Origin of the sequence: Micromonospora sp. NPDC048887 (genome assembly GCF_040649715.1) — a bacterium.
Classification (GTDB): Bacteria; Actinomycetota; Actinomycetes; order Mycobacteriales; family Micromonosporaceae; genus Micromonospora.
Genome location: NZ_JBEZGA010000009.1, coordinates 203,030 through 216,695, shown reverse-complemented (window position 1 = coordinate 216,695; position 13,666 = coordinate 203,030). Strand labels below are relative to the sequence as shown.

The window sequence follows — 13,666 nt, the reverse complement described above, 5'->3', positions numbered from 1 at the left end:
CCGTGCCGTTGACGAACCCCTGGCTGACCGGGCCGACGCCGACGAGAAAGCTGGACCGGGAACGCCTGGCCGAACGCATCCTCAACCTGCTGTCGTCGCAGAACATGTGCGTGCTCGCCACGACCGGGCCGGACGGGCCGCTCGCCACGCCGGTGCGTTACTACCCGCTCGACTTCACGCTGATGTTCACCGCCGCGCCGCGCTCACCGAAGATGCGCAACATCGCCGCCGACCCCCGGGTGTCAATCGGCGTCTTCGCGCCGCTGGTCGGGCTGGCCAGCAGCCGTGGCGCCCAGGTGTTCGGCACCGCCCGGGTGCTCGGCCCGGACCACCCCGACCGGGCGCACCACTGGGCCGCGTTCCGCTGGGAGAACGAACACGCCGAGCGCGGCCGGTCGCTGTCCGAGCCGCCCGAGGACCCGCTCGTGGTGATCGAGGCCGACCGGATCGTCTACACCGAACACTGGTTGCGCCGCGAGGGCTACGCCCCGCGCCAGCACTGGCGTCGCTGACCCGTCCGCCGGCCGGCGGTGGGTGGAGCACCGCGTGTGCCACCCATGACCTCTACACCTCGCGGAAACCGCCTAACGCCCGGTCAGCGCCCCGGCCAACGTGTCGACGAACCGGGGGAGCACCTCGTCGTCCGGCAGGTGAGCCGGGTTGATCTCGGTGACCGACAGCCCGGCGAACCGAGGGCTCGCCACCAGCTCCGCCAGCGTCGCCGCCGCCTCGCCGAGGCTGAGCCCGAACGGCTCCGGCACGTCCGCCAGCGGCGCGTCCACGAAGCTCAGCACGTCCACGTCGAAGTGCACCACGAACCGGTCGGCCGCGCCCTCGGCCACCGACCGTGCCCGGCGTGCCGCCGCCCGCGCGTCGGCGTGCACCTCGTCGGCCGGCACGTACGCCAGCCCCAGCTCCGCCACCAGCTCCCGCTCGTGGTCACCCCGGGGCAGCGAGTCCCCGTACACCACCACCCGCTCCGGCGACAGCAGCGGCACCGCCGGCCCGACACCCGCCACCTCGGGCAGCGTCCCCGGCAGGCCGAGCATGTGCGCCAACCCCATCGCGTCCAGGTTGCCGTTGGCGCGGGTCTCCGGGGTGTAGAGATCCGGGCCGCCGTCCACGTACACCAGCGCGGACGGCAGCCCGGCCCGCGCGCAGCCGGCGACCAGGCCGAGCGTCACCGTGCAGTCGCCGCCGAGCACCAGCGGCGCGCGCCCCCGGCCCAGCGCCGCTGCGACCCGGTCGGCCACCGCCGAGGCGACGGCGGCCACCGCGCCCGCGTTCTGACCCCTGGGGTACGCCGGATCCGGCCGCCACCGGAAGCCCGGCACGTCACCGGCGTCCTCGACGTCGGCGCCCAGCAGGTCGAGCAGGCCGGCGGCGCGCAGGGCGGCTGGTGCGCGTTCGACGCCCGGGGTGTGGGCGCCCGCGCTCGACGGTGCCCCGACGACCGTCCACTGACGAGTGTCCATCGCCCCACCCTAACCACCGCCGGGGCAGGTCACCGGGGATCAGCGCAGCACCAGCAGGTCCAGCGCGTCGATCACCGGGCCGCTGTCGGCACGTGCCGCCTCGCGTAACCGCTGGACGCCGGCGGCGTACTCCGCATCGGTGATCAGCTGAAGCGGCGTGTGCGCCTCCCGGCGCAGGCCGGCCGCCGCCTCCCGCAGCGACGGCGCGGTGACCTGCGGGACCGCCTCGACCACCGCGGCGGCGAAGCCGGCGCCGGCGAAGGCGGCCGCGACGTCGGCGACGGCGGGATACGTGTCCAGCACGCGGACCGCCTCGGGGAAGTAGTCGAACAGCGTGATCGCCTCGTGGCGTCCGGCGAACGCCGACCGGATGAGCACCGGCGCGCCGGGCCGCAGCACCCGGCGCAGCTCGCGCGCCGCGGCGGCCAGGTCCGGCACGTGGTGGATGACAGTGGACAACCACGCCCCGTCGACGCTGCCGTCGGCGAGCGGGAGGTGCCCGGCGTCGCCCGCGACCAGCGGCGCGAACGCGCACCGTGCGCGCATCGCCGCCGACGGCTCGACGGCGACGACCTCGACGCCGGGGAACCAGCCGCTGAAGGCTCGTGCCCAGCTACCGGTCCCGGCGCCCAGGTCCAGCAGCCGCATGCCTCGACGCGGGCCGAGGTGCCGGGCGACGGCGGCCCGCCAGGCCGTGAGACCGTCGTCGGTGAGGTGCCGGGTCGCGGCGAACGCCTCGGCGTCCGCGTCGTGGTACGCGATGCGGGCCATACGCCACAGCCAACTCCCGGCAAGCCGGCGAGGCAAGCACTGTGGCGGGTCACACGCCGGCCTGGGAGAGGGGTGGGGAGTGCGGTATCGGATCCACTTCGCCGCCGGACTGCCGGCGGCGGACCTTCGCGCGTTCCTGCTGACGGAGTACGGCGTCGCACCGGAGACCGTGTACGTCGGGCGGATCGAGGACCGGGCCATCGACGATCCTCGGCCGGTGGTGATGCTCACGCCGCCTGACGAGGACGAGGGATTCGGCTGGATCCTCACCGGCGACACCGACCTGGCCGACGCCACCGGTCTGCGCGAACATGACCTCGCGGTTGCCCTCGCCCGGGCGTTCGGCGTACGGGCGCTGGTCGACGACGGCGGCGTCCACCCGGACCGGTGGGTGCTGGTCAGCGCCGACGGCAGCAGCGGCCGGGTGCTGACCGACGCCGACGCCGCCGCCGACGGGGACCTGCGGATCGTGCACGCGCTGGAGCCGATCAGCGGGGAGCCGCAGCTCGCCGTCGTACCGCCGCCGGACTGGGCCCGCGACTGGTGACCCGGCCGGGCCCGGGATCAGTGGATGAGGCTCGCGTGCCAGTCCCGCAGAAACGCCTCCGCCAGCGCGCGAGCCCGGGGGCGAACGTCGAAGCTCTCCCCGACCCGGCGGCGGGCCATGTGTGACAGCCCGTCAGCGGCCTCGTTGAGCGCGTGCCCGCTGTGCGCCTTGACGTGCCGGAAGGACAGGTCCGGTCGACGGCTCACCTGCTCGGCGAGGCGTACCAGCGTCGGCCGGTCGGCCCAGCGGCGCCGGCGCAGGCTGTAACCGGCCGGCATGTCCGCCACCGAGCCGGACTGCCAGCGGTGCAACCACCGCAGCGCGGAGAGGCTGTCCACCAGCACGGTCATCGCCGGTGGCGGGTCGTCGTACGCGGTGAGCAGGAAGTCCACCGCCCGCAGCTCGTTGATCAGCACTCGGGACGCGCCGGTCGGGTCCAGGCGGCCGGTGCCCCGGCTGCGCAAGCCGTACCGGCCGTCGCTCGCCACGTACCCGATGCCGCCGGCACGGCCCTTCCAGCTCGCGTCGGTCGCGGCGACGACCGGCGCGGAAGCTGTCGCCCACCGCTGGACCTGCCCACGTCCCCGTTCCGGCTCCGGTTGTGACCGGCAGTCGGCGCCGTGCTCCTCGGCCAGCCGGGTGGCGTTGTCCAGGAGCTGCCCGGCCGAGGCGAGCTGGTCGTAGTGCGCCGCGGTCAGGGCGAGGGTGACCGCGTCGCCGATGCGCTGGCACTGCGGGCAGGTGGTGCGGAAGACGTAGCGGCGCAGCGGGAGCGCGCGGGCGTACAGGGGCGCGGGCAGGAGGCTCAGGGCGTGGCGGAACTCATCGGGTCGCATACTTGCTCCTGACGGGTATGGGAGGGCGGGGGTCAGGCCGGCGCGATGGTCCAGTTGCCGTCGGCGGTGATCTGCACGAGCGCGGGCGTGGTGAGCGGGCGGACGCCGGAGTACGCGCCGATCTCGTTGACGAGCAGGCCCCCCTCGCCGTCGTCCAGGGAGTACGCATGGACGACGAAGTTGGACGAGCCGCGCCGGTGGGTGATCCGCACGGCGGTGGCGTCGCCGCCGAGCAGCAGCACGTCGTCACCCTTGCCGGACGCCTTTCCGGTCTCCGACGTGGTGGCCAGTTGCGCGACAGTGCCGATGGTGAGCGTCCACGAGCCGCTGGCCTCGATCTCGAACTGCGTCGTCAGCGAGCCGTCCTCCACGTTGATCCACCGCTTGCCGGTGTACGACCCGATCTCGTTGACGAGCAGCCCGTCGCCGTCGCTCTTGAGCACCGTGTTGCTGTTGCACCGGCAGGTGAACTTGACGACCGCGAGGTCGGTCAGGTCGGGGATGCGCACCACGTCGTCGCCGCGTCCCTTCACGACCTTCGGCTTCGGAGTGGGCGACGGCGCCGGCGGCTCGGTGGTGGCCGGCGCGGCCGGGGTGGGCGCGGCGGTGGTCGGGGCCGCCGTGGTCGGCGCGGCGGACGGGGACGCCGAGGCGGGGACGGTGCTGCGCTGAGCAGCGGTGACCGGCTGCGGCTCGTCGTCCTCGGTGAGCGCGCCGGCCAGGATGACGCCGCTGATCGCGAGAGCGAGCACGACGCCGCCGGCGACGAGGGGACGCGCGTCTGCGGGGCGGTTCGCTGCGGCGGGCGGGTTCGGCATCGTCGCGTCGCCGGTCCGGTCGGGCGGCGCGGGCTGGGTCGGGTCGGACATTGCGGTTCCTCTCGGGGTCGGGGGTGCGGGGCGGGTGCGGCCCGCCCCGCAGCGGTGGCTGGTCAGCTCAGCGCGACGGTCACGCCGCCGGAGAACGGCGAGTCGTGCAGCTCCAGGCGGGCGAGCTTGACGCCCTTGGGGATGTCGAAGACGACCACGCCGGTGACCTGGTTGCCGGGGTTGATGTCGTTGAGGAACGTCTCGGCGTTCTTGTTGGCGTAGAGGCCGGCCGAGCCGTCGGCGGAGTACTCGGTGCCGTTGGCCGCGTACGCCTTCTGGCTGCTGCCGTCGAACATCTGCGACTCCTTGCCGATGTTCTTCACGTTGAGCGTGACCAGGCAGAACTGGCCCTGCGCCGTGGCGCCGAACGCCGACGAGCCGACCTTGCCGACGCCGCACTTGGCGGACTTGACGGTGAACTCGAACTTGCCGTCGCGGGCCGGCTGGCCGATCTTCGCGGTCTTCGGGTTGTCGTCGCTCTTGCCGGCGTCCGTCTTGCCGCCGTCGGTCTTGCCGGCGGCCGCCTCGGTGCCGGAATCGGCCTTGCTTCCGGTGGTGTCGTCGGTGGTGCCGGCGCCGCAGCCCAGGGCCATGAGGGCGCCGGCGATCAGGGCGAGCGTGGTGGTCTTGCGCATCGTTTTCCTCCTGCTGTGAACGTGGCGGCGTCAATAAGAGCATCATCTGTGAACGGTGTCAACGAGCATCATGCTTGACAGATGTGACACACTCCGAACGTGCAGGAGACACCGACAATCACCGCAGCGGAGATCGCCCGGCTCGCCGGTGTCGGCCGGGCCGCCGTCAGCAACTGGCGCAAACGGCACGGCGACTTCCCCGACCCGGTCGGCGGCAGCGCCACCAGCCCGGAGTTCGACCTCGCCCAGGTCGAACGCTGGCTGCACGCCCAGGGCAAGCTCCCGGAACTCGCCACCGCCGACCGGCTCTGGCGCCACCTCGCCCCGGCCGGCGCCTCACCGGCCGCCGGGCTCGCCGCCGTCGGGGCCCGGCTGCTCGCCCGGCAACGCGGCCAACGACCTGCCCGTCCCGCGGACCCGCAGCTCAAGGCGCTGCTGCCGGACGTCGACGCGCTCGCCGACGAACTCGGCCCACAGGGCGCCTTCGACGCGCTCTGGCAACGCTTCTCCGCCCCCGGACCGGGCCGCCCCTTCGCCACCCCCGACGACATCGCCGACCTGATGGCCGGGCTCGCCGCCGTCGCCGGCGGCTCCGTGTTCGACCCCGCCGCCGGCACCGGCGCCACACTGCGCGCCGCCGTCCGCGCCGGCTGCACCTCCGCGTACGGGCAGGAACTCGACCCCGACCTCGCCCGGCTCGCCGGACTGTGGCTGGCGCTGCGCGACGTACCAGGCGAGGTGAGCACCGGCGACTCACTGCGCGCCGACGACTACCAGGGGCGCACGTTCGACGCGGTCGTCTGCCACCCGCCCTTCGGCGCCAGCAACTGGGGCGACGAGGAACTCGGCCACGACCCCCGCTGGATCGTCGGCACCACCCCACGTACCGAGCCGGAACTCGCCTGGGTCCAGCACGCGCTATCCCACCTGCGCCCCGGCGGCCACGCCGTACTCCTCATGCCCCCCGCCGTGGCCGGCCGCCGCGCCGGCCGCCGCATCCGCAAGGAACTGCTGCGCCGCGGCGCGCTGCGCGCCGTCGTCGCGCTGCCACCGGGGGCGGCGGCACCGCACGGCGTACCCCTGCACCTGTGGGTGCTGCGCCGCCCGCCCGCCGACGCGCCGCTGCCGGCGCGGACGCTGTTCGTCGACGCCGCCACCGGCGACCACTCCCGCATCCTGGAGACCTGGCGGGCCTTCACCGCCGACGGCGAGGTGGACGAGCCCGGCTACGCCCGCGCCGCCGACGTCATCGAACTGCTCGACGACGACGTCGACCTCACCCCCGCGCGTCGCCAGCCCGCCGTCGCGGGCGAGGCGACAGGCGAACATCTGGTACGCACACGCGAGCGCCTCGCCGCCGTCGTCGCCGACCTGCCCACACTGATGCCACAGGTGACGCCCGCAGCCGACGGGGGCCAGGGGGAGTTCCTCACGGTCGGCGAGTTGGTCCGGGCCGGCGCTTTGCAGCTTCTCGGACCGATCCGGGGCGCTGCCTCCGGCGACGACGGTGAGCCGACCGGCGACGGTAGGCCGGTGCTGACCGTGCCGGACGTGCTCGGCGGCGGCGAACCCTCGGGCCGCGACGACGGGCGGCTCGGGCAGGAGATCGTCCTGGCCTCCGGGGACGTGGTGGTGCCGATGATCGCGCGGCAGCTCGTCGCACGGGTGGTGACGACCGATGGCGCGCTGCTGGGGCGCAACCTGTATCTGCTGCGGCCGAATTCCGCCGCCTTGGACTCGTGGTTCCTGGCGGGCCAGCTTCGGACGTCGACGAATGAGCGGCAGGCGTCGAGCCTGTCGGGGACGCTGCGGTTCGACGTGCGGCGGGCGCAGGTGCGGCGGGTGGCGCGGGAGGAACAGCAGGCGTACGGGGAGGCGTTCCGGCGGCTGCACGCGTTCGAGTCGGCGCTGCGGCAGGCGGCGACGCTCGGGGCGGAGCTGGTGCAGCTCACGGCCGACGGGTTGGCCCGTGGCGCGGTCCGCCCCGCGGATGGCCCCGGGTGATTCCCCGGCGGATCTTCCTTCCGTCAGATATCCGACGCGGGGGCGGCGTTCTGGTGACAGATGCGGAAGCCTGCGGGCCGGTGGCCCGCCGTGCATCCTCCGCCTGAGACGACACGCTGACGCTCGGTTGATCGTTTCGGCCGAGTGGGCGACTACAACGATGCAGGACGGCAGTGATACTGCTTGTCTTAAGGCAATCGAAAGGAAACTGGTGAGCACCAAGCACCAAGAGTTGGCCAACTTCATCTGGTCTGTGGCCGACCTGCTTCGCGGCGATTACAAGCAGTCCGAGTACGGACGTGTGATCCTTCCGTTGACAGTGCTGCGACGGCTGGACTGCGTGCTGGAGCCGACGAAGGACGCGGTGCTCGCCCGGTACCAGCAGCTCCAGGACGCCGGCGTGCAGAACATGGAACCGGTGCTGCGGAGGGCAGCCGGACTGCCGTTCTACAACACCAGCGAGTTGTCCTTCAAGACCTCGTTCGGCGACCAAGACCACGTGGCGCTCAACCTGCGCGCCTACATCGGCGGGTTTTCGCCGGGCGCGGTCGACGTGCTGGATAAGTACGGCTTCGACGCCCAGATCAGCCGGCTCGCCGAAGCCGGGTTGCTCTACCAGGTGGTTGCCAAGTTTGCAGAAGTGGACCTGCACCCGGACGTGGTGTCCAACCACCAGATGGGCTACGTCTTCGAGGATCTGATCCGCCGCTTCTCGGAAATCAGTAACGAGACCGCGGGTGAGCACTTCACGCCGCGTGAGGTCATCCGGCTTATGGTCAACCTGCTGTTGGCGCCCGACGAGGACGACCTCGTCACCCCGGGTATCGTCCGCAAGATCTACGACCCGGCCTGCGGCACCGGCGGCATGCTCACCGAGGCGCAGGAGCACATCCAGGCCCACAACCCGCACGCCACCGTCGAGGTGTACGGGCAGGAGCTCAACGGCGAGACCTACGCGATCTGCCGCTCCGACATGATGCTCAAGGGCGGCGACCCGACGAAGATCGCCTTCGGGAACTCGTTCAACCAGGACGGCCACGAGGGCGAGCGGTTCGACTACATGCTCGCCAACCCGCCGTTCGGGGTCGAGTGGAAGAAGGTCGAGAAGTTCGTCAAGGACGAAGCGGCCCGCGGCCACGCCGGCCGCTTCGGTGCCGGCCTGCCCCGGATCAACGACGGTTCGCTGCTCTTCCTCCAGCACATGATCTCGAAGATGAAGCGCCCCGAGGACGGTGGCAGCCGCCTGGCGATCGTCTTCAACGGCTCGCCGCTGTTCACCGGCGCAGCCGGCTCCGGTGAGTCGGAGATCCGCCGCTGGATCCTGGAGAACGACCTCCTGGAGGGCATCGTCGCGCTGCCCGACCAGCTCTTCTACAACACCGGCATCTCCACGTACTTCTGGATCCTCACCAACCGCAAGGCGCCGGCTCGCCGTCGGAAGGTCGTGCTGCTCGACGGCCGCGACTACTGGACGAAGATGCGCAAGAGCCTCGGCGACAAGCGCAAGATGCTCACCGACGAGCACATCGCCGAGCTGACCCGGGCGTACGTGAACGCGCTGGCCATCGCGGACGATGCGGAGCACCCGCAGCACGCCAAGGTGAAGGTCTTCAAGACCACGGACTTCGGCTACCAGCGGATCACCGTCGAGCGCCCGCTGCGGCTGCGCTTCGAGGTCACGGAGGAGACGGTCGCGCTGCTCGCGGAGGCGAAGGCGGTGCTCAAGTACGCGGAGCGGGAGTCGCTGCTGGCGGCGGCGAAGTCGCTGATCGGTACATCGTCTGCGACGCGCGCCGAGTTCGCGATGAAGCTGAACGGACTGGGGAAGCTGCCGACAGCAGTGGAGAAGGCGGTGTGGGAGGCGTTCTCGGTCAGCTCACCCGAGGGGGAGGTGCAGACCGACCGCAAGGGCAAGCCGCTGCCGGATACCGACCTGCGCGACAACGAAAACGTCCCGCTCGAAGAGGACATCCACTACTACCTCGAACGCGAGGTGCTGCCGCACGTCCCTGACGCTTGGATCGACGAGAACAAGACCAAGGTCGGCTATGAGATCCCTTTCACGCGATATTTCTACGTATATGCGCCGCCCCGGCCGCTCGCGGAGATTGACGCCGAGATCAAGGCTCTTGAGGCTGAGATTCAGAGTTTGCTCGGCGAGGTGACGAGGTGAGCGTTGGACTTGCCGGGCTGCGCATACCGGCCTCCTGGAGATGGTGGCCCCTGAAGCGCGCTGCCCTTTCCATTAGTCGAGGATCTGCTCCAGACTATGTGGAGGATGGGCCGGTCTGGGCGGTAAGCCAGGCAGCAAACCAGCCGGGGGGTCTTGATTGGAGCCGGGCCCGCTTCCACGCCTTCGGTGGCAACCCTGCAAACCTGAAGGGGCTGCTGCGTCCGGGTGACGTCCTGATCAATTCGACAGGTCGAGGCACGTTAGGCCGGGTGGGCTACTTTACGGGCTCGCCCGATCGCCGTGTGGCGATGGCCGATGGTCATGTGACCCGTGTCAGAGTGCGGCCAGACGTGCTTCATCCCCGGTTCGCATACTATTATTTATCCTCGGATCCGTTTCAGCACTACATCTACTCGGCACTTATCGTGGGAGCAACAAACCAGATTGAACTTGTAGGCGAACGGCTCGCATCCGCACCGATTCCAATGCCGCCGATTGAGGAGCAGCGCCGCATCGCCGACTTGCTCGACGCAAAGGTTGCCGTGCTAGACAGGCTGTCAGCTTTATCGTTGCAGCAACTGTCCCTCATGGACGAGCGTCTAGTCGAGTTATGCCGGGCCATGACGACCGGCACCCTGCGCTCGATTGACCACGTAGAAACTGGTGTACCTTGGATGCCCAAGGTCGCGTCCGGATGGGCTTTAAATCGCGTTGGGCGTGTCTTTCGAACCGGAAGCGGAACTACACCCAAGTCGAGCGAGGCTACTTATTTTGAGGGTGATGTTCCGTGGGTAAACACCGGCGATCTGCGTGACGGTCCTGTCACTGCTGTCAATCGTCGGGTGTCTAGGTTGGCTCTGCGGGAGTATCCGACCCTAGCTCTCTATAGGCCCGGTTCCCTCATAGTCGCGATGTACGGGGCTACGATTGGTCGGGTCGGTATGCTCGAAACCGAAGCTTGCGTCAATCAGGCGTGCTGCGTGTTGTCCCAAGCGACTCTCGTCGACACAAGATTTGCCTTCTATTGGTTTCTCTCCCACCGGTCGGAGATCATCCGGCTGGCGTCTGGCGGGGGTCAGCCGAATATTAGCCAGGATATCGTTCGCGGCCTCAGGATCCCTGCTCCAGACCTACATGAGCAACGCGAAATTGTGCAGAAGATTGACAGGGAATGGGATCGAGCGGCGGCCATGCGGTCAGCGCTTTCGCGGAGGATCAATCATCTGACGGAGCGGCGACAGGCACTGATCACCGCGGCCGTCACCGGACAGGTCGAGGTCACGACTGCGGGGGGGATGGACGTATGAGCCCGGTTCCGCAGGAGCAGGCGTTCGAGGCAGCAATTGAGGGTCAGCTGCTCGGCTCGGGCTGGCTGCGGGGCAACGGCAGCACCTACAGGCCCCAACTCGGACTCGACCCCGCCGAGCTGCTCGCGTTCATCGGCGCTACCCAGCCGGACGAGTGGGCGAAGCTTCTGGCCTACCACGGCAACAACCCGGACGAGGCGCAGCGGCAGTTTGCCCAGCACCTCGCCAAGCAGATCGATGAGCGCGGCCCACTCGACGTCCTCCGCCGTGGCGTGAAGGACAAGGGCGTGCTCATCCGTCTCGCCTACTTCAAGCCCGCCCACGCCATCACCGACGACGCGCTCAAGCTCTACCGCGCCAACCGTCTCACCGTCACCCGTCAGCTCGCGTACTCGACAAGCAACAACAACACCCTCGACCTGGTTCTCTTCGTCAACGGCATTCCGTTGGCAACCGCCGAGCTGAAGAACCCGCTCACCGGCCAGACCGTCGAGGACGCCAAGGAGCAGTACCGCAAGACCCGCGACCCGAAGGAACTGATCTTCGCTCGGCGTACCCTCGTACATTTCGCCGTCGACCCTGACCTGGTCTTCGTCACGACGAAGCTCGCGGGGGAGAAGACCCGGTTTCTACCGTTCAACACCGGGTCGAACGGGCCCGGCGTGTCCGGTGGCGCCGGCAACCCGCCGGCTACGGACAAGGGTTACCGCAGCTCCTATCTCTGGGAGCAGATCTGGGACCCCGACGTTTTCATGGACCTGGTCCGGCGGTTCCTGCACTACGACAAGGAATCCAAGGCGCTGATCTTCCCGCGTTACCACCAGTGGCACGCGGTCACCCAGCTCACCGACCATGCGGCCCGGCACGGATCGGGTCACAACTACCTGGTCATGCACTCGGCTGGGTCGGGCAAGTCGAACACCATCGCCTGGCTGGCGCACCGGCTGTCCAGCCTGCACACCGCGCCCGACACCGCCAAGGACGGGCTGCGCCCCAACGAGCCGGTCTTCGACAAGGTCATCATCATCACCGACCGGGTCGTCCTCGACCGGCAGTTGCAGGACACCGTGTTCCAGTTCGAGCACGTGCCCGGCGTGGTGCAGCGGATCGACAAGGACTCCGCGCAGCTCGCCGCCGCGCTTCAGGGTGAGACGGCCAAGGTCGTCATCACCACGATGCAGAAGTTCCCGTACGTGCTCAACCAGGTGCAGGGCCTCAAGGGGAAGCGGTTCGCGGTCATCGTCGACGAGGCGCACTCGTCGCAGTCCGGCGACTCGGCCGCCGCGCTGAAGAAGGTGCTGCTCAAGCTCGGCAGCGACGACGTCGACGAGTCCGGTGACCTGCTCACGGCGTCGGCGCTGGCCAGGGGCCGGCACGAGACGTTGTCGTACTTCGCGTTCACCGCCACCCCGAAGCCGAAGACGCTCGAACTGTTCGGCACGCCGCACCCGGTCACCGGCAACCCGCAACCGTTCCACACGTACTCGATGCGGCAGGCCATCGACGAGGGGTTCATCCTCGACGTGCTGCGCAACTACCTCACCTACAAGTCGTACTGGAAGCTGGCTAACGCCAACCCCGACGACCCGGAGGTCGACCCGAAGAAGGCCGGCGCCCAGCTCGCCCGCTTCGCCAGCCTGCACCCCACCATGCAGGCACAGAAGGCGGAGATCATCGTCGAGCACTTCCGCAAGCACACCGCACCGCGCCTCGGCGGGCGCGCCAAGGCCATGGTGGTCACCGGCTCCCGCGAGGCCGCCGTCCGCCTGCACACCGCCATCAAGAAGTACGTCGAGATGCAGGGCTACGTGGGCTGCGACTCCCTCGTGGCGTTCTCCGGTGATCTGGAGGTCGACGGCGTCGAGCACACCGAGGCGCGGATCAACGGTTTCGGCGAGGGTGAGCTACCCGGCAGGTTCGGCTACACCGCCGCCGACGACAAGCACGCCGGTACGCCGAAGGCCAAGCAGGACACCGAGTACAAGATCCTGGTCGTCGCCGAGAAGTACCAGACCGGCTTCGACCAGCCGCTGCTCACCACCATGTACGTCGACAAGCTGCTCAAGAACGTCGCCGCGGTGCAGACCCTGTCCCGGCTCAACCGCACCCACCCGCTCAAGAGCCAGGGTGACGTGTTCGTTCTCGACTTCGTCAACGAGGCCGGCGACATCGCCGAGCAGTTCAAGCCGTACTTCGAGACCGCCGCCACCACCCCCACCGACCCGAACCTGCTCTACACCGCGCAGAACGCCGTCACTGGCTACCCGGTCCTCGTCGACTCGGAGATGCAGGCGTACGCCGAGGCCCTGCTCGCGGCGGAGCGGAAGGCGACCACGGAGACGGGCCTCCAGCGGGCCCACGCCGCCCTCTACCGCTTCACCGAGCCGGCCGTCCAGCGCTTCAACGCCCTGGCCGCCGACGACCCGGAGGCCGCGGACGGCTTCCGGTCCGCGCTGCGCGACTACACCCGGATGTACGCGTTCCTCAGCCAGGTGGTGCCCTACCACGACGAGGACCTGGAGCGGCTCTACCTGTACGGTCGGGCGCTGCTCAACCGGCTCCCGCGACGGCAGGACCCGTCCGTCGACATCGGCGAGGTGCAGTTGACCCACCTGCGGGTCAGCAAGACCGGTGAGCACGACGCCTCGCTGACCCCCGAGGGGGAACAGATGCTGCCCGGCTTCGTCGGTGGTGGCGTCGGCTCGCAGCACGACCCGGAGAAGGTCGCGCTCTCGGAGCTGATCGACGTGTTCAACGACCGGTTCGGTATCGGCCTGGGCGAGGCCGACAAGGTCTGGGTCGAGCAGCAGATCGTCGCCCTCGCGGAGGACGGCACGCTGGAAGCCGCCGCGCTGGTCAACGACGAGAGCAACTTCGGCGTCGTCTGCGACAAGCGGATCGAGGACGTGATCCTGTCCCGCCACGACGACAACGGCAAGCTGATGCAGCGCTACCTCGACGACGAGAGCCTGCGGTCGCAGCTCAACGAGTTCGCACGCCGGCAGGCGTACCAGATGATCCGCCGCCGCAAGGGCATCGCATAACCGAG

Annotated in this window: 11 protein-coding genes; 6 read left to right on the top strand and 5 right to left on the bottom strand. The window is 69.7% G+C overall.

The window, feature by feature from the left end:
* Positions 1-2: 2 nt before the first annotated feature.
* Entirely contained in the window at positions 3-512 is a 510-nt protein-coding gene (locus AB0C17_RS16680) for a pyridoxamine 5'-phosphate oxidase family protein (protein ID WP_357479253.1), read from the top strand.
* Between the two features lie 72 nt (positions 513-584).
* Here AB0C17_RS16680 and AB0C17_RS16675 read toward each other — a convergent pair whose 3' ends face one another.
* Together AB0C17_RS16675 and AB0C17_RS16670 are read right to left on the bottom strand one after the other, a co-directional pair.
* Positions 585-1,475, bottom strand: coding sequence for an arginase family protein (locus tag AB0C17_RS16675; RefSeq protein WP_357479250.1), 891 nt, complete (start codon positions 1,473-1,475; stop codon positions 585-587).
* A 39-nt stretch (positions 1,476-1,514) separates the two neighbouring features.
* Entirely contained in the window at positions 1,515-2,246 is a 732-nt protein-coding gene (locus AB0C17_RS16670; RefSeq protein WP_357479248.1) for a methyltransferase domain-containing protein, read from the bottom strand.
* A gap of 79 nt (positions 2,247-2,325) precedes the next feature.
* On the opposite strand from AB0C17_RS16670, the gene AB0C17_RS16665 reads away from it, so the two are divergent.
* Positions 2,326-2,793, top strand: coding sequence for a hypothetical protein (locus AB0C17_RS16665; RefSeq protein ID WP_357472817.1), 468 nt, complete (start codon positions 2,326-2,328; stop codon positions 2,791-2,793).
* A gap of 17 nt (positions 2,794-2,810) precedes the next feature.
* Here the strand turns inward: AB0C17_RS16665 and AB0C17_RS16660 are convergent, their stop codons facing one another.
* From AB0C17_RS16660 to AB0C17_RS16650, 3 genes are all read right to left on the bottom strand, one after another.
* A complete protein-coding gene (locus tag AB0C17_RS16660) occupies positions 2,811-3,629 on the bottom strand; it encodes an RNase H family protein (RefSeq protein WP_357384497.1) in 819 nt (272 codons plus the stop codon).
* Between the two features lie 32 nt (positions 3,630-3,661).
* Positions 3,662-4,498 (bottom strand): hypothetical protein, encoded by an 837-nt coding sequence (locus AB0C17_RS16655; protein ID WP_357384499.1) that lies wholly within the window; start codon positions 4,496-4,498, stop codon positions 3,662-3,664.
* 62 nt (positions 4,499-4,560) lie between these two features.
* Positions 4,561-5,133, bottom strand: coding sequence for a DUF4352 domain-containing protein (locus AB0C17_RS16650; RefSeq protein WP_357479245.1), 573 nt, complete (start codon positions 5,131-5,133; stop codon positions 4,561-4,563).
* A 99-nt stretch (positions 5,134-5,232) separates the two neighbouring features.
* Here AB0C17_RS16650 and AB0C17_RS16645 point away from each other — a divergent pair, with 99 nt between their 5' ends.
* From AB0C17_RS16645 to AB0C17_RS16630, 4 genes are all read left to right on the top strand, one after another.
* A complete protein-coding gene (locus AB0C17_RS16645) occupies positions 5,233-7,137 on the top strand; it encodes an N-6 DNA methylase (protein ID WP_357384503.1) in 1,905 nt (634 codons plus the stop codon).
* A gap of 211 nt (positions 7,138-7,348) precedes the next feature.
* Positions 7,349-9,310: a class I SAM-dependent DNA methyltransferase gene (locus tag AB0C17_RS16640; protein ID WP_357384505.1), complete on the top strand. Its 1,962-nt coding sequence runs from the start codon at positions 7,349-7,351 to the stop codon at positions 9,308-9,310.
* The gene (locus AB0C17_RS16635; protein ID WP_357384507.1) at positions 9,307-10,617 is read left to right on the top strand and encodes a restriction endonuclease subunit S; all 1,311 of its coding nucleotides are present in this window, start codon (positions 9,307-9,309) and stop codon (positions 10,615-10,617) included. The genes AB0C17_RS16640 and AB0C17_RS16635 overlap by 4 nt, the downstream gene beginning before the upstream one ends.
* Entirely contained in the window at positions 10,614-13,661 is a 3,048-nt protein-coding gene (locus tag AB0C17_RS16630) for a type I restriction endonuclease (protein WP_357384509.1), read from the top strand. The genes AB0C17_RS16635 and AB0C17_RS16630 overlap by 4 nt, the downstream gene beginning before the upstream one ends.
* The last annotated feature ends 5 nt before the right edge of the window (positions 13,662-13,666 follow it).

Coding starts and splice junctions, on each gene's coding strand:
- AB0C17_RS16675 (WP_357479250.1), bottom strand. CDS start 1,475: ATGGACACTCGTCAGTGGACGGTCGTCGGGGCACCGTCGAGCGCGGGC.
- AB0C17_RS16670 (WP_357479248.1), bottom strand. CDS start 2,246: ATGGCCCGCATCGCGTACCACGACGCGGACGCCGAGGCGTTCGCCGCG.
- AB0C17_RS16660 (WP_357384497.1), bottom strand. CDS start 3,629: ATGCGACCCGATGAGTTCCGCCACGCCCTGAGCCTCCTGCCCGCGCCC.
- AB0C17_RS16655 (WP_357384499.1), bottom strand. CDS start 4,498: ATGTCCGACCCGACCCAGCCCGCGCCGCCCGACCGGACCGGCGACGCG.
- AB0C17_RS16650 (WP_357479245.1), bottom strand. CDS start 5,133: ATGCGCAAGACCACCACGCTCGCCCTGATCGCCGGCGCCCTCATGGCC.
- AB0C17_RS16630 (WP_357384509.1), top strand. CDS start 10,614: ATGAGCCCGGTTCCGCAGGAGCAGGCGTTCGAGGCAGCAATTGAGGGT.